The organism is Shinella sp. S4-D37 (assembly GCF_040812195.1).
Classification (GTDB): Bacteria; Pseudomonadota; Alphaproteobacteria; order Rhizobiales; family Rhizobiaceae; genus Shinella.
Genome location: NZ_JBFNXL010000005.1, coordinates 1,874,456 through 1,895,062 on the forward strand (window position 1 = coordinate 1,874,456; position 20,607 = coordinate 1,895,062).

Genomic DNA, 20,607 nt, shown 5'->3' on the forward strand with positions numbered 1-20,607 from the left:
CGCGGATCGTCGCAACGCCCCTCAAAGCCGCCCCCTGCCGCTCCCATCTATGGACCGGCATCAAGAAACGGAGACCGGAATGTCCGCTGAAATCGAAAATCGCGTCAAGGAACTCGGCTACGACATTCCCGTGGCGGCGGCGCCGGCCGCCAACTACGTGCCCTTCGTCATCAGCGGCAACATCCTCCACATTTCCGGCCAGCTGCCGATGCTCGACGGCAAGCTTGCCGTGACCGGCCATCTCGGCCGGAACGTCGATGTCGCCGGCGGCCAGAAGGCGGCGGAACTGTGCGCGCTCGGCCTTCTCGCCCAGGCCAAGGCCGCCCTCGGCGACCTTGCGCGCATCAAGCGCATCATCAAGATCAACGGCTTCGTCGCCTCGACGCCCGATTTCGTCGAGCAGCACCTCGTCATCAACGGCGCGTCCAACTTCCTCGTCGGTGCCCTGGGCGATGCCGGCAAGCATGCCCGCGCCGCCGTCGGCATGGCAGCCCTCCCCCTCAACGCCGCCGTCGAGATCGACGCCATCATGGAAATCGCCTGATGCAGAAATTCCCCTGGCTGACGGAGCGGCCGATCGCCCATCGCGGCTATCACGACCTCAACCGCAAGGTCTGGGAAAACACGCTCTCCGCCTTCGCCCGCGCGGCCGATGCGGGCTTTGCCATCGAATGCGACCTGCACTATGCCGCCGATGCCATTCCCGTCGTCTTCCATGACGACGACCTGAAGCGGCTCTGCGGCACGGAGGGGGACGTGCGCCAGCGCACCGCCGCCGAACTCGGTCTCCTCAAGGTCGGCGGCACGCAGGACGGCGTGCCGACGCTGCGGCAGCTCCTCGACCTCGTGAAGGGCCGCGTGCCGCTCGTCCTGGAACTGAAGGGGCGCGAGGGAGACGACGACGGTTTCGCCATGGCCGTGCTCGACACGATCGAGGCCTATGACGGCCCCGTCGCGCTGATGAGCTTCGACCACTGGCTCCTGAAGGACCTCACGGCCATCGGCACCAGCCGCCCCGTCGGCCTGACGGCGGAAGGCGCCCGGCCGGAGAATTTTGCCGTTCACGAGGAGGCCATGCAGCTCGGGCTCGACTTCATCTCCTATCACTACGGCCACCTGCCGAACGCCTTCATCAGCCGGCAGCGCGACCTCGGCCTACCGGTCATCACCTGGACCGTGCGCGACGACGAGGCGCGCACGATCACGGCACTCAACGCGGACCAGATGACCTTCGAGGGTTTCGATCCGCGCGAGGCCTTGACGGCGTAACATGGACGGGACGGTGCGCATCCGTGTCGAAACGAGCTTCGCCGACATTCCGGCGGACGACTGGGGGCGCCTTGCCGGCGCCTCCAGAGGCGACGCGCAGGTGCCCTACAATCCGTTCGTCAGCCACGCCTTCCTTTCCGCGCTGGAACAGTCGGGCTGCGCCATCGCCGAGACCGGCTGGCTCGGCCAGCATCTCCTGCTGGAGGGCGACGACGGCGCCCTTCTCGGCGCCCTGCCCGCCTATCTGAAGAACCACAGCCAGGGCGAATATGTCTTCGACCACGGCTGGGCCGACGCCTTCGAACGCGCCGGCGGGCACTATTATCCGAAGCTGCAGGCCTCCATCCCCTTCACGCCCGCGACCGGCCCGCGGCTGCTGCACCGCCCCGACCAGCCGGTTATCGCCACCCAGGCGGCGCTTGCCGAGGGGCTGAAGGAACTGTCGAAGCGCCACGGCGTCTCCTCTGCGCACGTCACCTTCGTGCCGGAAGAGGAAATGCCGGTCTTCCAGGCCGCGGGCTACCTGCACCGCACGGACCAGCAGTTCCATTTCCTCAACGAGGGCTATGACTCGCATGCCGATTTCCTGGAGACGCTGGCCTCCCGCAAGCGCAAGGCGCTGAAGAAGGAGCGGCGCACGGCACTGGAGCACGGCATCGAGATCGACTGGCTGACCGGCAGCGACCTGACCGAGAAAATCTGGGACCAGTTCTTCACCTTCTACATGGACACCGGCAGCCGCAAATGGGGCCGCCCCTATCTCAACCGCCGCTTCTACAGCCTGATCGGCGAGCGCATGGCGGACGACGTCCTGCTCATCATGGCAAGGCGCGAGGGCCGCTACATCGCCGGCGCGATCAACTTCATCGGCGGCGACACGCTCTTCGGCCGGCACTGGGGCTGCATCGAGGACCATGCCTACCTGCATTTCGAGGTCTGCTACCACCAGGCCATCGATTTCGCGATCGAGAAGGGCTTGGCGCGCGTGGAGGCAGGCGCGCAGGGCGAGCACAAGCTGGCGCGCGGCTACCTGCCCGTCACCACCCATTCGGCCCATCACATCACCCATCCGGGCCTGCGCCACGCCGTCGCCGACTATCTCGAGCGCGAGCGCCGTGACGTCGAGGCGACGGGCGAATATCTTGCCGAACACGGTCCCTTCCGCCGCACGAACGACAACGACTGAGCAATCGGAGACGAGCATGACCGCCTACGACACGAACAACATCTTCGCCAAGATCCTGCGCGGCGAGATCCCCGCGCACCGCGTCTACGAGGACGACGACGCCGTCGCCTTCATGGACGTGATGCCGCAGGCCAACGGGCACACGCTCGTCATCCCCAAGACGCCGTCGCGCAACATCCTCGACGCCGCTCCCCAGACGCTGTCTCGCCTGCTGCCGGTGGTGCAGAAGGTGGCGGCCGCCGCCAAGGCGGCTTTCGAGGCCGACGGCGTCACCGTCATGCAGTTCAACGAGCCGGCCGCCGGCCAGACCGTCTACCACCTGCATTTCCACATCATCCCGCGCATCGAGGGCCAGCCGCTGAAGCCGCATTCCGGCACGATGGAAGACCAGGGCGTGCTCGCCGCCAATGCCGAGAAGCTGCGCGCGGCGCTGGCGCGGTAACAGACGTCACGAACGCCCGATACGGGGCGCGCGGACGGCGCGCTCCGTTTCAAACACCCAGCAAGGCCAGACCCGCGGCGAGGAAGGCGATGGCGCCGGCGATGCCGGCGATCTGGCGGAAGCGGCCGCCGATGAAGAAGCAGAGGCAGCCGAACACCACGGCGGCGAGCCGCAGCCACAGCGACGAGGCCTCCAGCGTGCCGGTCGGGAAGAAGATCAGCTTGGCGATGACCGCGGCCACCAGCGCCGTCGCCACCGCCCGCACCCAGTTCAGGACCTCCGACCGTTCGTCGAGGCGATTGCCGGCGATGACGCCCGCCCAGCGCCAGAGATCCGTCGCCAGCCAGCCGGCAATGGCGATGTAGAGATAGGGCCACAGGCCCTCGAAGCTCATCGCGCGGCCTCCCGGCGACGCAGCGCGCGCTCGCCCCACCAGGCCAGCGTGCCGCCGACGAGGCCGGTCAGAAGGATATCGTATTGCGGCGCGATGACCGCGAAGACGTAGCCGAGCACGAGCCCGATGCCGAGCGCCCAGTAGATCACCTGGTGGCGCGCGGAAATCCAGATCGAGGTGAGGAAATAGACCGGCGTCAGGAAGAACAGGCAGCCCGAGACGAGCGGCGGGAATTCGGAGACCGCGCCATAGGCGAGGCCGACGAGCACGACGTTGCTGAGCGTCAGCGTCACGCCGAAACCGGCGAAGAAGGCGACGCGGCCGCCGCGCGGCACCTCCCGCACCTTCTGCATCGCAAAGACCCAGGCCGTGATGGCGACGAAATGCGAGATGACCAGCAGCAGAAAGGTCGGCGTGCGGCGCGTGCGGATTTCCGGGACGAGCGCGGCGACCATCGGCATCATGCGCACGGAGGAGAGCGTTACCGCGAGGAACGCCGTCGCGACATGCGCGTCCGACAGCATGGAGCCGACGAGGATCACCTTGGCCGGCAGCGCCCAGACGATCCCGGTCATGAACATCACCTGCTCGACCGGCACCTTCGCCTCCGCGGTGAAGGCCGCGAAGCCGACGAAGGACAGCATCAGGATGATCGCGGGCAGGCTGAAGATGCCGCGCATGCCGAGGAGGAACCAGTGGATCTGGGATTGGGGGTCTGGCTCGGCGGTCATGATGTTCTCTTGCAGCGAAAGAATGCGGGGCGATTGGTTGCTCAGCCTGGTCCCATACGATCGCAAACCGCGCCCCCGCTCTTCTCCGTCATGGTCGGGCTTGACCCGACCATCCACGCCATGCCCGCAGCTGTGGATCCTCGGCTCAGGGCCGAGGATGACGACAGAGAGTGGGGCGAGGTTTGCCCACGTCCTCAACAATATGGGCCGGGCAGTCGCCTGCCCGGCCCATTCATTCATCAAACCGCTATTTCTTGCGCGGCACCTTGGGAACGGCACCGGAGGCCTTGCGCGGCGGCTCGTCCTTCGGCGCGTCGGCCTTGGCCTCGGCCGCCTTCTTCGAAGAGCGCGCCTTGGCGGGCGCGGCCTCGGCGGCGACGGTCTCCCTCGCCTTGCGCGGCTTGGCCTTCTTGGCGGCGGCCTCCTCGACCTCGGCCTTCGGCTTGATCGGCGCGGTTTCCGGCACGGCGTCGAGGATCAGACCCTTCGAGCCGTCCTCCTTCACGCCGACGGAGACGCGCACGACGCCGCCCTTCTTGAGCTTGCCGAAGAGAATCTCGTCGGCGAGCTTCTTCTTGATGTTCTCCTGGATGACACGCGCCAGCGGGCGGGCCCCCATCTTCTCGTCGTAACCCTTCTCCGCCAGCCAGGCGATCGCCTCGGACTGGAGATCGAAGGTGACGTTGCGCTCGGCAAGCTGGGTTTCCAGCTGCATGACGAACTTCTGCACGACCTGATGGATGACCGGCGTCGGCAGCGAGCCGAACGGGATGATCGCATCGAGGCGGTTGCGGAATTCCGGCGTGAACAGGCGGTTGATCGCCTCCATGTCCTCGCCCTCGCGCTTGGACGAGCCGAAGCCGATGGCGGCCTTGGCCATGTCGGAGGCGCCCGCATTGGTCGTCATGATCAGGATGACGTTGCGGAAGTCGATCTTCTTGCCGTTATGGTCGGTCAGCGAGCCGTGATCCATGACCTGCAACAGGATGTTGTAGAGATCCGGATGCGCCTTCTCGATCTCGTCGAGCAGCAGCACGCAATGCGGATGCTGGTCGACGCCGTCGGTGAGCAGGCCGCCCTGGTCGAAGCCGACATAGCCGGGAGGCGCACCGAGCAGGCGCGAAACCGTGTGCCGCTCCATGTATTCCGACATGTCGAAGCGCAGCAGTTCGACGCCGAGCGAGTTGGAGAGCTGCTTGGCGACCTCCGTCTTGCCGACGCCGGTCGGACCGGTGAACAGGTAGCAGCCGATCGGCTTGTTCGGTTCGCGCAGGCCCGCACGGGCAAGCTTGATCGCCGAGGACAGCGCCTCGATGGCGAGGTCCTGGCCGTAGACGACGGAGCGCAGCTCCTTGTCGAGGTTGGCGAGCACCTGCTCGTCGTCCTTCGACACCGTCTTGGCCGGAATGCGGGCCATGGTGGCGATCGTCGCCTCGATCTCCTTCTCGGTGATCAGCTTGCGGCGTTTTCCGGCCGGCAGCAGCATCTGGGCCGCGCCGGTCTCGTCGATCACGTCGATCGCCTTGTCCGGCAGCTTGCGGTCGTTGATGTAGCGTGCCGACAGTTCCACCGCCGTCTTGATCGCCTCGTTGGAATAGCGGAGCTTGTGATATTCCTCGAAATAGGGTTTCAGCCCCTTCATGATCTCGATCGTGTCGTCGATGGTCGGCTCGTTGACGTCGATCTTCTGGAATCTACGGACGAGCGCCCGGTCCTTCTCGAAGAACTGGCGGTATTCCTTGTAGGTCGTCGAGCCGATGCAGCGGATCGCGCCGGAGGAGAGCGCCGGCTTGAGCAGGTTCGAGGCGTCCATCGCCCCGCCGGAGGTGGCGCCGGCGCCGATGACCGTATGGATCTCGTCGATGAAGAGGACGGCGCCCGGATAGTCTTCCAGTTCCTTGACGACCTGCTTCAGGCGCTCCTCGAAATCGCCGCGATAGCGGGTGCCGGCGAGCAGCGTGCCCATGTCGAGCGAGAAGATCGTCGCGTCGGCGAGCGCTTCGGGCACCTTGCCCTCGACGATGCGCTTGGCGAGACCTTCGGCGATGGCGGTCTTGCCGACGCCGGGATCGCCCACATAGAGCGGGTTGTTCTTGGAACGGCGGCACAGGACCTGGATCGTCCGGTTGACCTCGGCATGGCGGCCGATCAGCGGATCGATCTTGCCGCCCTTCGCCTTCTCGTTGAGATTGACGCAATAGGCCGTCAGGGCGTCCTGCTTCTTGGCGGGCTCTTCCTGCTCGTTGCCGTTGCGGGTCTGCTTCTGCTCGTTCTCGCTCTCGTCGGCGCCGCGCACCTTGCGCTCTTCGGTGGAGCCGGGGCGCTTGCCGATGCCGTGCGAGATGAAGTTGACGGCGTCGTAGCGCGTCATCTCCTGCTCCTGCAGGAAATAGGCGGCATGGCTCTCGCGCTCGGCGAAGATCGCGACGAGCACGTTGGCGCCGGTCACTTCCTCACGGCCGGAGGACTGGACATGAATCACCGCGCGCTGGATGACGCGCTGGAAGCCGGAGGTCGGCTTGGAATCCTCCTCGTAGCCCGTCACGAGGTTGGCGAGGTCATGGTCGACATAATCGGTGACGGTCTTGCGCAGCACATCGAGATTGACGTTGCAGGCGCCCATCACGGCGGCCGCGTCGCCGTCGTCGATCAGGGCGAGCAGAAGGTGCTCGAGCGTCGCATATTCGTGATGGCGCTCGTTCGCGTAGGTCAGTGCCTGGTGGAGGGCCTTCTCAAGGCTTGCAGAAAATGTTGGCACGTTCGTTCCTCATTTCTTTTCCATGACACATTGCAGCGGGTGCTGGTGCTGGCGGGAGAAATCCATCACCTGTGTCACTTTGGTTTCGGCAACCTCGTAGGTGAACACGCCACACTCGCCTACGCCATGATTGTGCACATGGAGCATGATCCGCGTGGCCGCCTCGCGATCCTTCTGGAAGAAGCGCTCCAGAATGTGGATGACGAACTCCATGGGCGTATAATCATCGTTGAGAAGCAGGACGCGGTACAGGCTCGGCTTCTTCGTCTTGGGTTTCGTGCGGGTGATCACGGAGGTGCTGCGACCGGGAGTGTCGCCGCCGCCTTCGCCATCCTGCATCCGAACCCGTCTCACATCCATTTTCGTCTTCATTCCCCTGGTTTCGGGCGGTTCGTCCCGGTCGCCGGCCCGTGGCGCACCGTGTGTCAAAGGTTACTTTCGGACCTGTTATCTAATGTCTCGGCCCGCGATTGTAAGACCCCCGCTTCGCACTGCAATCATAATCGCGGGTCATCCGAAGGAAATAGCGAAATTTGCTGCCGCAGCGTCAGCCTCGCGCAATCCCCGCAACGCGCGAAGGCCGGCTGCGGTTGCCCGCAGCCGGCCCTTGAACGCTATGCGCGTATGCCGTCGTCGATGGGATCAGGCGGCGACCGCGCCCTTGGCAGCGGCAGCTGCCTTGGCGACCGGCGCTTCGTAGGGCTTGTAGGCGCCCTTGGCGAGGTCGGCATACATTTCGCCAAGCTTGGTGGCTTCGGCGACGAAGCCTTCATAGGAGGACTTCACGAAGGCGGTCTGCAACTCCAGAGCGGCTTCGACGCTCTTGACGCCCGAGAGCTTCTCGACGTGGGCCACGCCGTTCTCGAAGGACTTCTTCGAATAGTCGGCGGTCTCGGTGGCGATCGCCTGCCAGCTCTGGGCGGCGGTCGTGTAGCTCTTGACGAACGTGTCCACGGCTTCCTTGCCCTTCTTGTTTGCCTCGTCGAAATTGAACATCGAAGTCTCCTTTGGATCCCGGTGATATGGCCGAAATCTATATGCAGCGCACAAAAAAGTCAATGAATTGCTGCAACGCAATATTTCGCAGGCAAAGCAACACCTTGCGCGTCAGGTATGATCATTGGGCCTGGCAAATGCCGATTTGTCGCAAAAGGATAACAAAAGGCCCGGCGCCATGGGCAGCCGGGCTTTGCTTGTCTGGATGCGCCCACCGATCACAGATCGATGTCGAGGATCGCCATGGAGAAGTTGTAGGAGAGTTCCCCGTCCTCGTCGTCGCGGAAGATGACGCCCAGGAACTCGTCGGCGAGATAGACTTCCGCGGACTCGTCCTTGCGCGGACGGGCCTTGATGACAATCTCCTTGTTGAGATTGCGCTTGAAGTAGGCCTCGAGCTTCCTGATTTCTTCCGGCTTCACGATACGTCTCCGTCGTCGATTGATGTGCCGCGCTTCTCGCACCTGCTCCCGGCCGTGTAAACCCACGATCTCCGCGGGAAAGCGACTTTTCCCGCATTGGGATCGCCGATGCCGGGCCGCCCGCCGACCTTGCTAGAGATCGTAGTCGAAGGCGGCCAGGAGCTGGTCCATGGCGCGTGACGGCTCGTTGCAGCCGGCCTCGCCGATGACCTTGGCCGGCACGCCGGCGACCGTGGATTTCGGCGGCACGGGCTTGAGCACGACCGAGCCGGCGGCGATGCGCGAGCAATGGCCGATATGGATGTTGCCGAGGATCTTTGCGCCCGCGCCGATCATCACGCCGTCGCCGATCTTCGGGTGGCGATCGCCGCCCTCCTTGCCGGTGCCGCCGAGCGTGACATTGTGGAGGATCGAGACATTGTCGCCGATGACGGCGGTCTCGCCGACAACGAGGCCCGTCGCGTGGTCGAGGAAGAAGCCCTTGCCGATGCGCGCGGCGGGGTTGATGTCCGTCTGGAAGACGCTGGAGGAGCGGCTTTGCAGATAGAGCGCGAGGTCGCGCCGGCCCTTCGCGTGGAGCCAGCTCGCCAGGCGGTGGGTCTGGATGGCGTGGAAGCCCTTGAAATAGAGCACCGCGTCGAGGAAGCGCAGGCAGGCGGGGTCGCGGTCGTAGACGGCCTGGATGTCGACGCGCAGGATGCCGCCCCATTCCGGCCAGTCCTCCAGCATCTCGTCGAAGATCTGGTGCAGGAGGTTGGCCTGCAGGTCCGGATGGTCGAGCCGCTCGCAGACGCGGTGGATCACGCTTTCCTCCAGCGAGCGGTGGTTCAACACCGTCGAATAGAGGAAGGCCGCGAGCAGCGGCTCGGCCTGGGCGGCGACGCGGGCCTCCTCGCGCAGGCTGTCCCAGATCGGATCCATGGCCTTGAGTTTCTCGCCGGCCCTGATTTCGTTCATCGCGACCATCGCCGCACTCCTTGTCGTCTGTCCCACTCTATATAGAGCAAATGGCGCCCGCGCGAAATGGCCGGCGACCATCGTCGTGAACGGCCGGTCAGCGGCCGCCGATTTCCGCGTAGAATTCCAGCACGGCGCGCTTGAAGACCTTGTCGCCGACGGCGAGCATGTGGTCGCGGCCGGGAATGTCGAGCGCGCGCGCATCCGGCATCAGGTCGGCGAGCGGCTGCGGCGCGCCGGCAATATCGTCCTTCGTGCCGACGCCGATCAGCGCGGGCATGTCGATGCGCGCCATGTCCGCTTCCGTCAGGAGATCGCGCGAGGTCATGATGCAGGCGGCGAGCGCCTGGCGGTCGGATTTCGTCTGGTCGGCGAAGGCGCGGAACATGCGGCCGCGCTCGTGCGTGACCACGTCGAGCGAGGGCGCCAGCAGCGCATCGGCGATGGGGTCCCAGTCGCCGACGCCTTCCACCATGCCGATGCCGAGCCCGCCGAAGACGACGGAGCGCACCCGGTGCGGATGGGCGAGCGCCATGAAGGCGGTGATGCGCGCACCCATCGAATAGCCGAAGACATGGGCTTCGGGGATCGCCAGGTGATCGAGCAGCGCGGCGGCGTCGCCCGCCATCAGCGGCGGCGTGTAGAGCGCGGGATCGTGCGGCCTGGCGCTCCTGCCGTGGCCGCGATTGTCGAGCGCGATGACGCGGTAGCCCGCGTCCCCCAGCGTCTTCAGCCAACCGGGAAACACCCAGTTGACGTTGGCGCTGGAGGCAAAGCCGTGGATCAGCAGCACCGGCAGGCCCGACGGGTCGCCCTCGTCGAAGAAGGCAAGCTCCAGGCCGTCATGGTTGAAAGCGGAAAAGGGCGGGGGATCGAGGTTCATCGCAGGCCGTCTTTCGTTTGCATGTCCTGCTCTTACCGTCCTTTGCCGGCGGAGAAAACGGCAGGCGTGCGGAAATCTCCCCGGGCGCGGCGGTTTTGCATCTACACATTTGCAGCGAAGGCGACTATGGTCCGCGCCAGAAAGACGGCATCCCAGGAGCATCGACATGGCTGGCCACAGCATTCCCCATTTCCAGAACGACGGCGGCCATCGCTCGATCGAGATCGGCGTGAAGGAATTCATGTGCGTCGGCGCCTCGGTGCCCTACGACCATCCGCACGTCTTCCTCGACATGGGCGACGACAACGAGAAGGTCTGCCCCTACTGCTCGACCCTCTACCGCTACAACCCGGCGCTCAAGGCCAGCCAGACCGATCCGGCCGGCTGCACCTTCACCAACCAGGTCGCGGCGTGACGGCCGGAAGGCCGCCGCAGACATGTCCTCCGTAAAATCAGCATGCATCGTCGGGGCCGGCATCGCCGGCCTGACGGCGGCCCTTGCGCTCGCCCGCAAGGGCATCGCCGTGCATGTCCTGGAACAGGCCCCCGTGCTGGAGGAAGTCGGCGCCGGCCTGCAGCTTTCGCCCAATGCGTCGCGCATCCTCGCCGGTCTCGGCCTTCTCGATGCCCTCGCCGCGCGCTGGAGCGAACCGGAGCGCATCCTGCTCTCCTCCGGCCATGCGCTCGCCCCGCTCGCCGCCGTCCCGGCCGGCGTTTTCGCACGCAAGCGCTGGCGCGCGCCCTACGGCGTGCTGCACCGCGCCGCGCTGCAGGCCGTGCTGCTCGACGCCGTCCGTCGGGAATCGCTCTGCACGCTGACGACCGGTCGGCGGATCGGTTCTACGGAGGAGGCCCTCGCCGCCGCGCCCGCCGATCTGGTGATCGCCGCCGACGGTGTCTGGTCAAGACTGCGCAAGGACGTGCCGGGCGCCCTGCCCGCGCACTATTCCGGCACCGTCGCCTGGCGTTTCCTCGTGCCCTATGGCGCTGCGCCGCCCTTCCTCGATCCGTGCGCCGTCACGGCCTTCCTCGGCCCGCAGGCCCATCTCGTCGCCTATCCGCTCGTCGAAGCGCAAGCCTTCAACATCGTCGCGCTCCATGCGCAGCGCGAAGCGCCCGCCGCCGGATGGTCGCGCACGGGCGATGCCGCCCGCCTGCTCGACGCCTTCTCCAGCTGGCATGCCGATATCCGCCGCCTGCTCGCCGAAGCGCGCGATCCGCTGATGTGGCCGCTCTTCGAATGCCCCGACGGGGCCTGGACGGATGGACGCAGGACCGTGCTGATCGGCGATGCCGCGCATGCCATGACGCCCTTTGCCGCCCAGGGCGCGGCGATGGCGATCGAGGACGCGGCGCTGCTGGCGAACACCCTCGCCCATCCATCCGGGACGGCAGAGGCGCTGCGGCAGTTCGAGGCAACCCGCCGCGAACGGGTCGCCAGGGTGCGCCGCCGCGGCACCTTCAACCGCTTCGCCTATCACGCCCGCGGCCCCATCGCGCTCGGCCGCAATCTCGTCTTGTCGCTGCGCGGCCCGGAAAGCCTCGCCGGCGATCTCGACTGGCTCTACGGCTACCGCATCCCGGATTGATCTGGCCCCTCAGACCGCCCGCGCGGCCGCCAGGCCGCGTTCGATATCGGCCTTGATGTCCTTCACGTCCTCAAGGCCGATCTGGAGACGCAGCACCGGGCCCTCCGACGGCCCCTTGGCCACGCGGCGGTCGCCGAGATGGACGTGCACCGCAAGGCATTCGAAGCCGCCCCAGGAATAACCGAGGCCGAAAATGCCGAGCGCGTCGAGGAAGGCATGGGCCTTCGCCTTGTAGCGCTCCGGCGAACCGCCATCGAGGACGATGGAGAAGATGCCGCTCGCGCCCTTGAAGTCGCGCTTCCACAGGTCGTGGCCGGGGAAACTCGGCAGGCCCGGATGCAGCACGCGGGAGACGTCGTCGACACCCTCCAGCCAGCGCGCCAGTTCCAGCGCGCTTTCCTGGTGCCGCTCCAGCCGGACGCCCATGGTGCGCAGGCCGCGCAGCACCTGGTAGGCGTCGTCGGGCGAAGCGCAGGTGCCGAGCGTGATCTGCGCCTCGTGCAGTTGCTCCCAATGGGCCGCATTGGCCGAGACGGTGCCGAACAGCACGTCCGAATGGCCGGCCGGATATTTCGTCGCCGCGTGGATGGAGATGTCGACGCCGAAATCCAGCGGGCGGAAATAGAGCGGCGTCGCCCAGGTGTTGTCCATGCTGACGACGGCGCCGCGCTTGTGGGCCGCGGCGGCGATCGCCGGGATATCCTGCATCTCGAACGTGTTGGAGCCCGGAGCCTCCGTGTGCACCAGCTTCGTGTTCGGCCTGATCAGCGCCTCGATGCCGGCGCCGATCGCCGGATCGTAGTATTCGACCGTAACGCCGAGGCGCTTCAGCATCGTGTCGCAGAAATGGCGGGTCGGGTGATAGACCGAATCGACGATGAGCGCATGGTCGCCCGCCGACAGGAAGGCGAGGAACGGCACGGTGACGGCGGCAAGGCCCGAGGGCACGAGGATCGTGCCGGCGGAGCCCTCCAAGTCGTCGATCGCCGCGCAGAGCGCATCCGTCGTCGGCGTGCCGCGCGTGCCGTAGGTGTATTTCTGCGCGCGGCTTTCCATCGTCGCCGCATTGGGAAAGAGCACCGTGGAGGCGTGGACGACGGGCGGGTTGACGAAACCGTGATAGTCCGCCGGGTCGTTTCCGGCATGGGCAAGGCGGGTGTTCACGCCGGCGCCGGCGAGGATTTCGTCTCTGTTTTTCATGATCGATCCGAGAAGATGCGAGGGGATTTGAGGAGCAGACTTTTGGACAGGCGCGGCGGCAGGTCAACCCCATGCGACGGGGTGGACGGGGCTTCCAAAGCGCTTCAAGTGGGAAAGACGCGAATTTTTGAGCGGTTTACTGCACAATTCCACGAACTTCCGCCCAAAATGCCGTCAAATGCCGACAAATTTAGGTTACCGGACGGAAAATGGTCGCGCTCACTTGACCCTGTGAAATTTTGAGCATGAGATAAGCCACCTCGCGCCGGGAGGGTGGCGAGTTCCATGGGCGTGCCCATCGAGGGTGCGGGTCCTGCGGACAAAACAAAGACAACAGAAAAAGGTTGTGAAAAAATGGCAAAAAAAAATCGTGACGGCGCTCGTCGGTGCTGCCGTACTGGGGCTTGGCGCAACGGCGGCACAGGCGGATACGCTTTCTGACGTCAAGGCCAAGGGCTTCGTGCAGTGCGGCGTGAACGGCTCGAACCTCGCCGGTTTCGGCGCGCAGGATTCGTCGGGCAACTGGGCCGGCCTCGACATCGATCTCTGCAAGGCCGTGGCCGCTGCCGTCTTCGGCGATGCCACCAAGGTGAAGTTCACCCCGCTCTCGGCCAAGGACCGCTTCCCGGCCCTGCAGTCAGGCGAAATCGATCTTCTTGCCCGCAACACCACCTGGAGCGTCAGCCGCGATTCGCAGCTCGGCTTCGATTTCCGCGCCGTGAACTACTATGACGGCCAGGGCTTCATGGTGAAGAAGGAACTCGGCGTGAAGTCCGCGCTGGAACTGTCCGGCGCCTCGGTCTGCGTGCAGTCCGGCACGACGACGGAACTGAACCTTGCCGACTACTTCCGCTCCAACAACATGGACTTCAAGCCGGTCGTCTTCGAAGCGCAGGACGAAGCGGACGCCGCCTACAATGCCGGTCGCTGCGACGCCTACACGACCGACGCCTCGGGCCTCTACTCGATCCGCCTGAAGATGGCCAATCCCGACGACCACATGGTCCTGCCGGAAATCATCTCCAAGGAGCCGCTCGGCCCGGCCGTTCGCCAGAACGATTCCAAGTGGTTCGACATCGTGAGCTGGTCGCACTATGCGATGGTCGCCGCCGAGGAATTCGGCATCACGACGGCCAATCTCGAGGAAATGAAGAAGTCCGCCAACCCGGACATCAAGCGCTTCCTCGGCGAAGAGGCTGATTCGACGATCGGCGCCGACCTCGGCCTGCCGAAGGACTGGGCCGTGCAGATCATCGCGTCCGTCGGCAACTACGGCGAATCCTTCGAGCGCAATGTCGGCGAAGGCTCCCCGCTCAAGATCGACCGCGGCCTGAACGCGCTGTGGACGAAGGGCGGCCTGCAGTACGCCCCGCCGGTCCGCTAAGCGGCCCGCGCGCAATCCTACCGGGAGGGCGGATAACCGCCCTCCCCTTCAAACAGAACGCCCGGAAAACAGGGCGAACCAACGTCAGGGGAAATGCATGGCTCTTGCGGATGCCCGAACAGGGTCCGGCGAACCGCCGAAGGTATCTCTTCTCTACAATCCGGCGCTGAGAAGCATCGTCTATCAGGTCGTCACGCTCGTCGTGATCGTCGCGGCCGTCTGGTATGCGTGGAACAACGTCGTCCAGAACCTCGCCCGCGCCAACATGACGGCCGGGTTCGGCTTCCTGAACAGCCGTGCCGGCTTCGACCTCGCGCAAAGCCTGATCGACTATTCGAGTGATTCGACCTATTTCCGAGCGCTGCAGGTCGGTCTCATCAACACGCTCGTCGTCGCCGCCGCCGGCGTCATCACGGCGACGATCGTCGGCCTCCTGGTCGGCATCGGGCGGCTGTCGCACAACTGGCTTATCGCACGGCTCTGCACGGTCTATGTGGAAATCTTCCGCAACATTCCGCCGCTGCTCGTCATCTTCTTCTGGTATCTCGGCGTTCTCGCCCTGCTGCCGTCGATCCGCACCATCTTCCAGCATCTCAAGGAAGATCCCGACACCGTCTTCTTCATCTCGAACCGCGGCATCTACATGCCCGCACCGGTCTTCGGCGAGGGCTTCGGGGTCGTGGCGATCGCGTTCGCGATCGGCGTCGTCGCCGCCATCGCCTTCACGGTCTGGGCCAATGCGCGCCAGCGCGCCACGGGCCAGCGTCCGCCGGTGCTCTGGGTCAATCTCGGCCTCGTCGTGCTGTTCCCGTTCCTCGTCTTCCTCGTCATGGGCAGCCCCGTGACGCTCGACTACGCGGTGCCGGGCTCCTTCAACATGAGGGGCGGCATGGTCATCGGGCCGGAATTCCTGGCGCTCTACCTCGCGCTGTCGCTCTATACGGCCTCGTTCATCGCCGAGATCGTGCGCGCCGGCATTCGCGGCGTGTCCAAGGGCCAGTCGGAAGCCTCCTATGCGCTGGGTCTGCGGCCCGGCCAGGCGACCCGCCTCGTCGTGCTGCCGCAGGCGCTGAGAATCATCATTCCGCCGCTCACCTCGCAGTATCTCAACCTCATCAAGAACTCCTCGCTCGCGGTCGCCGTCGGCTATGCCGATCTCGTCGCGGTCGGCGGCACCATCCTCAACCAGTCCGGCAAGTCGATCGAGATCATCTCGATCTGGATGCTGATCTATGTCTCGATCAGCCTCATCACCTCGCTGTTCATGAACTGGTTCAACGCCAAGATGGCCCTGGTGGAGCGCTGAGATGGCTGAAAGCATTACCTATGTCCGCGACCGGTTCCTCGAAGCGGAAAAGCCGCCGTCCTCCGACCGTTCCGCGATCGCCTGGATCCACCGCAACCTCTTCGCCTCCGCCACCGACGGGGCGATGACCATCGTCGCCATCCTGGCGATCGTCTGGTATCTGCCGGCGGCCCTCAACTGGCTCTTCCTTTCCGCGGTGTGGACCGGGGCAGACCGCACGGCCTGCCTCACCACCGAACAGGGCGGCCAGCTTCCCGCCGGGTGGAGCGGCGCATGCTGGGCCTATGTGAACGACCGCTTCGTGCAGTTCATGTTCGGCTCCTACCCGCGCGGCGAGCTTTGGCGCCCGCTGCTCGTCGTCGCCATGTTCGTCGGCCTGCTCATACCCTTCCTGATACCGAAGGCGCCGCGCAAGGGGCTGAACGCGCTGCTGCTGCTCGTCGTCTTCCCGATCGTTTCCTTCTTCCTGCTGCTCGGCGGGGCGTTCGGCCTGCGCCACGTGGAGACCTCGCTGTGGGGCGGGCTGATGGTGACGCTCATCATCTCCTTCGTCGGCATCGTCGTCTCGCTGCCCGCCGGCATCCTGCTGGCGCTCGGCCGCCGCTCGACCATGCCGATCCTCAAGACGGTCTGCATCGCCTTCATCGAACTGATCCGCGGCGTGCCGCTGATCACCGTTCTGTTCATGGCGAGCGTGCTGTTGCCGCTGTTCCTCGAACCCGGCAACAACATCGACAAGTTCCTGCGCGCGCTGATCGGCGTGTCGATCTTCGCCTCGGCCTATATGGCGGAGGTTATTCGCGGCGGTCTTCAAGCGATCCCGAAAGGGCAGTATGAAGCGGCCGACGCCCTTGGTCTAAACTACTTCCACAAGATGACCTTCGTCGTGCTTCCGCAGGCCATCAAGCTCGTGATCCCCGGCATCGTGAACACCTTCATCGGCATGTTCAAGGATACCTCCCTCGTCACGATCATCTCGATGTACGACCTGCTCGGCATCGTGAAGGCGAGTTTTGGGGATTCGGGCTGGATCACGCCGGTCACGCCGCTGACCGGCCTGATCTTCGCCGGCTTCGTGTTCTGGATTTTCTGCTTCGGCATGTCGCGCTACTCGGCCTTCGTGGAACGCCGGCTCGACACGAACCACAAAAGATAACCGAGAGGAAACAACAACAATGGCAAATCAGGCCCAGGCGCAACAGATGACGGTCTCGGCGACGGATGTCGCGGTCGAGATCGTCAACATGAACAAGTGGTACGGCGACTTCCATGTGCTGCGCGATGTCAACCTCAAGGTCATGAAGGGCGAGCGCATCGTCATCGCCGGTCCGTCGGGCTCCGGCAAGTCGACGATGATCCGCTGCATCAACCGCCTCGAAGAGCACCAGAAGGGCCGGATCGTCGTCGACGGCATCGAGCTGACCAACGACCTGAAGAAGATCGACGAGGTGCGCCGCGAGGTCGGCATGGTGTTCCAGCACTTCAACCTCTTCCCGCACCTGACGATCCTCGAAAACTGCACGCTCGCCCCGATCTGGGTGCGCAAGATGCCGAAGAAGGACGCCGAGGAAGTGGCGATGCACTACCTGAAGCGCGTCAAGATTCCCGAGCAGGCGAACAAGTATCCCGGCCAGCTTTCCGGCGGCCAGCAGCAGCGCGTGGCGATCGCCCGCTCGCTCTGCATGAAGCCGAAGATCATGCTGTTCGACGAGCCGACCTCGGCGCTCGACCCGGAAATGGTCAAGGAAGTGCTCGACACGATGGTCTCGCTCGCCGAGGAAGGCATGACCATGCTGTGCGTGACGCACGAGATGGGCTTCGCCCGCCAGGTCGCCAACCGCGTCATCTTCATGGACCAGGGCCAGATCGTCGAGCAGAACTCGCCGGCAGAGTTCTTCGACAATCCGCAGCACGAGCGCACGAAACTCTTCCTCAGCCAGATCCTGCACTAACGACGTCCAAAGTCCGCGGCACAACAGCCCAGGGCCGGAGCATCCCGCAAGATGCTCCGGCCCTTTTTTACGTGGTGCAGCGCATGGGGGCACGCCTTGCGCCGCAAGGCGGAACAGATTTCCAAGGCATTGATTAAATAGGATCTGGCGGAAGAGGTGGGATTCGAACCCACGGTACGGTCTCCCGCACGCCGGTTTTCAAGACCGGTTCCTTAAACCACTCGGACACTCTTCCATCCGGCTGAAGCGGCGGGGAAACCAAGTTTCCGAGCGCTTCGCCGCCCTTCGGGCGATGCGGCTTTTTAGCAGTTCTGGCCGTATCGTCAACGTGCGCGAGAGGGCTTGAAGCAGACTTCGTCGTCCACCCCTTGTTTTGAACACAATGGCCGCCTATATGTCCCTCATCGGCATTGCTGATGAGCGCTGGAAAGCTTCTGCCGCTCGCAATTGCCGCCATCACCTGATGCCTTTGACCACGGATGTACTGGCACTGGTGAAAAGGGTGATGATGAGGAAGGTCGGTGCGTTTTCGCCCCGGCCTTTTTTATTGCCGGAACAATCCCCGGGCCGGCGCGGTTTCCTTCCCAACCGCAGGAGACCGGTCATGGAACAGACAACCGCCGCATCGCTGGCTGCCGAATATCTGCGCCTCGGGGGCAGCCGGCGTGCGAAAATCGACGACAACCACGTCGGCGTCCGGCAATGGACGCAGGAGACGCCGGCAGCCGAGGCGTTCTGGAACGACCATATCGCCCCGCTCGACGACCGGCGCCGCGACGAGGTGATCACCCTCCTGCCCACCATCAATCGCGTGTAGGCCTGCGGCCTCTGCGGACATGTGGTCGAAAAGCCGCGCCCGGCAAATGCCGCGCAGGCCTGCCGGCGCAAAATGTTATCAAACCGTTACCCGCCCACACTCCGCCACGATCTTCTCCATCAGATGGCTTGCGGTCGGGAACCAATGCACCGGATTCGCCATTATCGTGCCAGCTAGAAGGAGTGCACAAATGAACAAGAAGCTTGGAACTGTCCTTGCGATGGGCCTTGCGCAGGCTTTCGCAACCACCGCTGGCGCGGCGGACATGGTGATCCGCGATCCCGCCCCGACCTATGTCGAGCGCGGGGGCGATCGCGACGGCGTGAAGATCGGCATGCTGACCTGCGATGTCGGCGGCGGCGTCGGCTATGTCATCGGCTCGGCCAAGAGCGTCGATTGCGTCTTCTCCTCGACCCGCGGCGAAGAGGACGTCTATAGCGGCGTGATCCGCAAGATGGGCGTCGATCTCGGCTTCACCACACAGGGCCGCATCGTCTGGGCGGTCTTCGCCCCGACGGCCGGCTACCACCAGGGCTCGCTCGGCGGCCTCTACCAGGGCGCGACCGCCGAGGCCACGCTCGGCTTCGGCGTCGGCACCAATGTGCTCGTCGGCGGCACGTCCGGCTCGATCCACCTGCAGACGATCAGCGTCAGCGGCCAGATCGGCCTGAACCTCGCGGCCACCGGCACATCGGTGACCCTTACGCCGCAGGGCTGAGACAGGAAGACGGGCGGCTTCGGCCGCCCTTTTCCTTGCCGTGCGGGAACGTTCTGCCAGAGCATTTCCGGTTCAGCGGAAATGCTCTTTTACCGTATTATCCGACGCCGAAGCGATTTCGCTTCGGCTGGAAAATGCTCTAGTGTCGGATGGGAGGAGTTTTCACATGACCCGTATCGCCCTTGCCGCCTTCGCCGCGCTTTTCCTTGCCGCCTGCACGACGGGCGGCCCCCGCGCCGTCGAGCCCATCCCGGGCAGCATCACCTATGGCGGCCAGCCGCGCACGAAACTCACCAAGGCGCCGATCGGCAGCACGTTCGAGCACACCTTCAACGACCGCTATGGCCGCCCCGTGGTGGAAACCTACCGTATCCAGCCGGATCGTTCGCTTCTCCTCATCCACCGCTACGTGCGAATCGAGTATTTCTGAGGTGAGCCAGGCCATGGAGACGACAATGCTGGAAAGCACCGATATCGAACTGGAAGACGAGCGGCTGCGGCTGCTCGACATTCTGGCGCAGGAACGCGCCACCACGCCGCCGGAGCTGCTGTCGCACTATGCGTCCGGCTCCTTCGGCTTTCACGAGGCGGTGCATACCGCCTCCATCGTGCTCGATCTCGTCGACGACCAGCTTCTCCACCACCCTGCCATCGCCGGCAATGGCGAATGGTTCCGCCTGGCTGCCCGGGCGAGCGAGGCGCTGTTCAACCTCTACCAGTCGATGGGGGCGGCCCAGCTTGCCACCCGCGCGGCGGACGAGGGCAAGCGGCCGGAAGAGCTGAACGCCAGCAACGACGACTGACGTATCTTGTCCTTGATGGGCTAATTTCTCTCGCGCAGCGCCTGCACGACGCGCTCGCGCCCCACCTTGATGACGTTCTCCATCGCCCGGCGCGCGCCGTCCTCGTCGCGCTTGTCGATCTCCTCGACGATGCGGATGTGGCTCGTCGAGACGTCGCCGATCTTGCCGCGGTCGGCGGCGGGCGAGGAGAGCTTGAAGGCGCCGACGAGGCCAGCCTCGATAAGGCTGCCGAGCGTGCGCAGGAAGGGATTGCGCGAGGCCTCCAGCACGGAGAGATGGAATTTCAGGTCGGCCACGGCGAGGCTTTCGGCCGTATGCTCCGGATCGCCCATGGCGACGGCGAGCCGCATCATGTGGCTGATATCGGCCTCCGTCGCGTGCTGCGCGGCGAGAGCCGCCGCCTGCGGCTCGAAGGCCAGGCGCACTTCGGACAGGTGCAGCAGGAATTCCTCGTTGACGCCGACGGCGAAGTACCAGGTGAGGATATCGCTGTCGAAGAGGTTCCACTGGGTGTTCGGCGTTACGCGCGTGCCGATGCGCGCGCGCGGCACGACGAGGCCCTTGGCGGCGAGCGTCTTCATCGCCTCGCGCAGCACCGTGCGGGAAACCTTGAAGCGGGCGGCAAGCTCGGCGTCTCCGGGCAAGGTGGCGCCGACGGGATACTCGCCCGCGATGATCGCCCTGCCGAGTTCGTTGACGACCTGCGCATGGCTGGTCCGCGCGTTCACGCCGCTGATGACGGTTTCAAGCAAGCCCCTGCGCAACGATGTTCCCTCCTCCGCCAGGAACCGCCCATTCCG

At 65.0% G+C, this 20,607-nt stretch carries 24 protein-coding genes and 1 tRNA gene; 14 read left to right on the forward strand and 11 right to left on the reverse strand.

What is annotated here, in order from left to right; genetic code table 11:
• Positions 1 to 79: 79 nt before the first annotated feature.
• From AB3G45_RS16500 to AB3G45_RS16515, 4 genes are read left to right on the forward strand one after another with little or no spacing between them, the layout of a single operon-like run.
• On the forward strand, positions 80 to 544 hold the full coding sequence (locus AB3G45_RS16500) for a RidA family protein (protein WP_367831603.1): 465 nt from the start codon (positions 80 to 82) through the stop codon (positions 542 to 544).
• Positions 544 to 1,269, forward strand: coding sequence for a glycerophosphodiester phosphodiesterase (locus AB3G45_RS16505; protein ID WP_367831604.1), 726 nt, complete (start codon positions 544 to 546; stop codon positions 1,267 to 1,269). The genes AB3G45_RS16500 and AB3G45_RS16505 overlap by 1 nt, the downstream gene beginning before the upstream one ends.
• Position 1,270: 1 nt before the next feature.
• Complete coding sequence (locus AB3G45_RS16510; RefSeq protein ID WP_367831605.1) at positions 1,271 to 2,455, forward strand: GNAT family N-acetyltransferase; 1,185 nt, start codon at positions 1,271 to 1,273, stop codon at positions 2,453 to 2,455.
• Positions 2,456 to 2,471: 16 nt separating this feature from the next.
• Complete coding sequence (locus AB3G45_RS16515; protein ID WP_367831606.1) at positions 2,472 to 2,897, forward strand: HIT family protein; 426 nt, start codon at positions 2,472 to 2,474, stop codon at positions 2,895 to 2,897.
• Between the two features lie 49 nt (positions 2,898 to 2,946).
• On the opposite strand, the gene AB3G45_RS16520 is transcribed toward AB3G45_RS16515, so the two are convergent.
• The 8 genes from AB3G45_RS16520 to AB3G45_RS16555 form a co-directional block, all read right to left on the reverse strand.
• A complete protein-coding gene (locus AB3G45_RS16520) occupies positions 2,947 to 3,291 on the reverse strand; it encodes an AzlD domain-containing protein (protein ID WP_367831607.1) in 345 nt (114 codons plus the stop codon).
• A complete protein-coding gene (locus AB3G45_RS16525; RefSeq protein ID WP_367831608.1) occupies positions 3,288 to 4,022 on the reverse strand; it encodes an AzlC family ABC transporter permease in 735 nt (244 codons plus the stop codon). The genes AB3G45_RS16520 and AB3G45_RS16525 overlap by 4 nt, the downstream gene beginning before the upstream one ends.
• 247 nt (positions 4,023 to 4,269) lie before the next feature.
• On the reverse strand, positions 4,270 to 6,780 hold the full coding sequence (clpA, locus tag AB3G45_RS16530) for an ATP-dependent Clp protease ATP-binding subunit ClpA (protein WP_367831609.1): 2,511 nt from the start codon (positions 6,778 to 6,780) through the stop codon (positions 4,270 to 4,272).
• 9 nt (positions 6,781 to 6,789) lie between these two features.
• On the reverse strand, positions 6,790 to 7,140 hold the full coding sequence (gene clpS, locus AB3G45_RS16535; protein ID WP_037408383.1) for an ATP-dependent Clp protease adapter ClpS: 351 nt from the start codon (positions 7,138 to 7,140) through the stop codon (positions 6,790 to 6,792).
• Positions 7,141 to 7,422: 282 nt separating this feature from the next.
• A complete protein-coding gene (locus AB3G45_RS16540; RefSeq protein ID WP_367831610.1) occupies positions 7,423 to 7,776 on the reverse strand; it encodes a phasin family protein in 354 nt (117 codons plus the stop codon).
• A 218-nt stretch (positions 7,777 to 7,994) separates the two neighbouring features.
• Positions 7,995 to 8,198 (reverse strand): DUF3126 family protein, encoded by a 204-nt coding sequence (locus AB3G45_RS16545; RefSeq protein WP_184141832.1) that lies wholly within the window; start codon positions 8,196 to 8,198, stop codon positions 7,995 to 7,997.
• Positions 8,199 to 8,330: 132 nt separating this feature from the next.
• On the reverse strand, positions 8,331 to 9,164 hold the full coding sequence (cysE, locus tag AB3G45_RS16550; RefSeq protein WP_367831611.1) for a serine O-acetyltransferase: 834 nt from the start codon (positions 9,162 to 9,164) through the stop codon (positions 8,331 to 8,333).
• Positions 9,165 to 9,252: 88 nt separating this feature from the next.
• Complete coding sequence (locus AB3G45_RS16555) at positions 9,253 to 10,038, reverse strand: alpha/beta fold hydrolase (protein ID WP_367831612.1); 786 nt, start codon at positions 10,036 to 10,038, stop codon at positions 9,253 to 9,255.
• 166 nt (positions 10,039 to 10,204) lie between these two features.
• On the opposite strand from AB3G45_RS16555, the gene AB3G45_RS16560 reads away from it, so the two are divergent.
• Together AB3G45_RS16560 and AB3G45_RS16565 are read left to right on the forward strand one after the other, a co-directional pair.
• Positions 10,205 to 10,453 (forward strand): zinc-finger domain-containing protein, encoded by a 249-nt coding sequence (locus AB3G45_RS16560; RefSeq protein ID WP_064330167.1) that lies wholly within the window; start codon positions 10,205 to 10,207, stop codon positions 10,451 to 10,453.
• A 22-nt stretch (positions 10,454 to 10,475) separates the two neighbouring features.
• A complete protein-coding gene (locus AB3G45_RS16565) occupies positions 10,476 to 11,627 on the forward strand; it encodes an FAD-dependent monooxygenase (RefSeq protein ID WP_367831613.1) in 1,152 nt (383 codons plus the stop codon).
• Positions 11,628 to 11,636: 9 nt separating this feature from the next.
• Here the strand turns inward: AB3G45_RS16565 and AB3G45_RS16570 are convergent, their stop codons facing one another.
• The gene (locus tag AB3G45_RS16570; RefSeq protein ID WP_367831614.1) at positions 11,637 to 12,827 is read right to left on the reverse strand and encodes a cystathionine beta-lyase; all 1,191 of its coding nucleotides are present in this window, start codon (positions 12,825 to 12,827) and stop codon (positions 11,637 to 11,639) included.
• A 346-nt stretch (positions 12,828 to 13,173) separates the two neighbouring features.
• Between AB3G45_RS16570 and AB3G45_RS16575 the strand changes: the two genes are divergently transcribed.
• The 4 genes from AB3G45_RS16575 to AB3G45_RS16590 all read left to right on the forward strand — a co-directional run bounded on the left by AB3G45_RS16575 (position 13,174) and on the right by AB3G45_RS16590 (position 17,469).
• On the forward strand, positions 13,174 to 14,211 hold the full coding sequence (locus tag AB3G45_RS16575; protein ID WP_367831615.1) for an amino acid ABC transporter substrate-binding protein: 1,038 nt from the start codon (positions 13,174 to 13,176) through the stop codon (positions 14,209 to 14,211).
• 97 nt (positions 14,212 to 14,308) lie between these two features.
• Positions 14,309 to 15,517: an amino acid ABC transporter permease gene (locus AB3G45_RS16580; protein WP_367831616.1), complete on the forward strand. Its 1,209-nt coding sequence runs from the start codon at positions 14,309 to 14,311 to the stop codon at positions 15,515 to 15,517.
• 1 nt (position 15,518) lies between these two features.
• Positions 15,519 to 16,673: an amino acid ABC transporter permease gene (locus tag AB3G45_RS16585; RefSeq protein ID WP_367831617.1), complete on the forward strand. Its 1,155-nt coding sequence runs from the start codon at positions 15,519 to 15,521 to the stop codon at positions 16,671 to 16,673.
• Between the two features lie 19 nt (positions 16,674 to 16,692).
• Positions 16,693 to 17,469: an amino acid ABC transporter ATP-binding protein gene (locus tag AB3G45_RS16590; RefSeq protein ID WP_367831618.1), complete on the forward strand. Its 777-nt coding sequence runs from the start codon at positions 16,693 to 16,695 to the stop codon at positions 17,467 to 17,469.
• Between the two features lie 145 nt (positions 17,470 to 17,614).
• Here AB3G45_RS16590 and AB3G45_RS16595 read toward each other — a convergent pair.
• Positions 17,615 to 17,704: transfer RNA gene (locus tag AB3G45_RS16595), tRNA-Ser, on the reverse strand.
• Positions 17,705 to 18,073: 369 nt separating this feature from the next.
• Between AB3G45_RS16595 and AB3G45_RS16600 the strand changes: the two genes are divergently transcribed.
• The 4 genes from AB3G45_RS16600 to AB3G45_RS16615 all read left to right on the forward strand — a co-directional run bounded on the left by AB3G45_RS16600 (position 18,074) and on the right by AB3G45_RS16615 (position 19,807).
• Positions 18,074 to 18,286: a hypothetical protein gene (locus tag AB3G45_RS16600; protein ID WP_367831619.1), complete on the forward strand. Its 213-nt coding sequence runs from the start codon at positions 18,074 to 18,076 to the stop codon at positions 18,284 to 18,286.
• A 190-nt stretch (positions 18,287 to 18,476) separates the two neighbouring features.
• Entirely contained in the window at positions 18,477 to 19,004 is a 528-nt protein-coding gene (locus AB3G45_RS16605; RefSeq protein ID WP_367831620.1) for a DUF992 domain-containing protein, read from the forward strand.
• Positions 19,005 to 19,170: 166 nt separating this feature from the next.
• Positions 19,171 to 19,434 (forward strand): hypothetical protein, encoded by a 264-nt coding sequence (locus AB3G45_RS16610; RefSeq protein WP_367831621.1) that lies wholly within the window; start codon positions 19,171 to 19,173, stop codon positions 19,432 to 19,434.
• 25 nt (positions 19,435 to 19,459) lie between these two features.
• Positions 19,460 to 19,807, forward strand: a complete 348-nt coding sequence (locus tag AB3G45_RS16615) for a hypothetical protein (RefSeq protein ID WP_367831622.1) — start codon at positions 19,460 to 19,462, stop codon at positions 19,805 to 19,807.
• Between the two features lie 20 nt (positions 19,808 to 19,827).
• Here AB3G45_RS16615 and AB3G45_RS16620 read toward each other — a convergent pair whose 3' ends face one another.
• On the reverse strand, positions 19,828 to 20,571 hold the full coding sequence (locus AB3G45_RS16620) for a FadR/GntR family transcriptional regulator (RefSeq protein WP_367831623.1): 744 nt from the start codon (positions 20,569 to 20,571) through the stop codon (positions 19,828 to 19,830).
• Positions 20,572 to 20,607 lie beyond the last annotated feature (36 nt).

Bases quoted from the DNA above. Each gene is read 5' to 3' on its own strand.
- cysE (WP_367831611.1), bottom strand. From the start codon at position 9,164: ATGGTCGCGATGAACGAAATCAGGGCCGGCGAGAAACTCAAGGCCATG.
- AB3G45_RS16580 (WP_367831616.1), top strand. From the start codon at position 14,309: ATGGCTCTTGCGGATGCCCGAACAGGGTCCGGCGAACCGCCGAAGGTA.
- AB3G45_RS16500 (WP_367831603.1), top strand. From the start codon at position 80: ATGTCCGCTGAAATCGAAAATCGCGTCAAGGAACTCGGCTACGACATT.
- AB3G45_RS16540 (WP_367831610.1), bottom strand. From the start codon at position 7,776: ATGTTCAATTTCGACGAGGCAAACAAGAAGGGCAAGGAAGCCGTGGAC.
- AB3G45_RS16515 (WP_367831606.1), top strand. From the start codon at position 2,472: ATGACCGCCTACGACACGAACAACATCTTCGCCAAGATCCTGCGCGGC.
- AB3G45_RS16505 (WP_367831604.1), top strand. From the start codon at position 544: ATGCAGAAATTCCCCTGGCTGACGGAGCGGCCGATCGCCCATCGCGGC.
- AB3G45_RS16610 (WP_367831621.1), top strand. From the start codon at position 19,171: ATGACCCGTATCGCCCTTGCCGCCTTCGCCGCGCTTTTCCTTGCCGCC.
- AB3G45_RS16600 (WP_367831619.1), top strand. From the start codon at position 18,074: ATGGAACAGACAACCGCCGCATCGCTGGCTGCCGAATATCTGCGCCTC.
- AB3G45_RS16520 (WP_367831607.1), bottom strand. From the start codon at position 3,291: ATGAGCTTCGAGGGCCTGTGGCCCTATCTCTACATCGCCATTGCCGGC.
- AB3G45_RS16590 (WP_367831618.1), top strand. From the start codon at position 16,693: ATGGCAAATCAGGCCCAGGCGCAACAGATGACGGTCTCGGCGACGGAT.
- AB3G45_RS16565 (WP_367831613.1), top strand. From the start codon at position 10,476: ATGTCCTCCGTAAAATCAGCATGCATCGTCGGGGCCGGCATCGCCGGC.
- AB3G45_RS16560 (WP_064330167.1), top strand. From the start codon at position 10,205: ATGGCTGGCCACAGCATTCCCCATTTCCAGAACGACGGCGGCCATCGC.
- AB3G45_RS16525 (WP_367831608.1), bottom strand. From the start codon at position 4,022: ATGACCGCCGAGCCAGACCCCCAATCCCAGATCCACTGGTTCCTCCTC.
- AB3G45_RS16510 (WP_367831605.1), top strand. From the start codon at position 1,271: ATGGACGGGACGGTGCGCATCCGTGTCGAAACGAGCTTCGCCGACATT.
- AB3G45_RS16615 (WP_367831622.1), top strand. From the start codon at position 19,460: ATGCTGGAAAGCACCGATATCGAACTGGAAGACGAGCGGCTGCGGCTG.
- AB3G45_RS16570 (WP_367831614.1), bottom strand. From the start codon at position 12,827: ATGAAAAACAGAGACGAAATCCTCGCCGGCGCCGGCGTGAACACCCGC.
- clpS (WP_037408383.1), bottom strand. From the start codon at position 7,140: ATGGATGTGAGACGGGTTCGGATGCAGGATGGCGAAGGCGGCGGCGAC.
- AB3G45_RS16555 (WP_367831612.1), bottom strand. From the start codon at position 10,038: ATGAACCTCGATCCCCCGCCCTTTTCCGCTTTCAACCATGACGGCCTG.
- AB3G45_RS16605 (WP_367831620.1), top strand. From the start codon at position 18,477: ATGAACAAGAAGCTTGGAACTGTCCTTGCGATGGGCCTTGCGCAGGCT.
- AB3G45_RS16585 (WP_367831617.1), top strand. From the start codon at position 15,519: ATGGCTGAAAGCATTACCTATGTCCGCGACCGGTTCCTCGAAGCGGAA.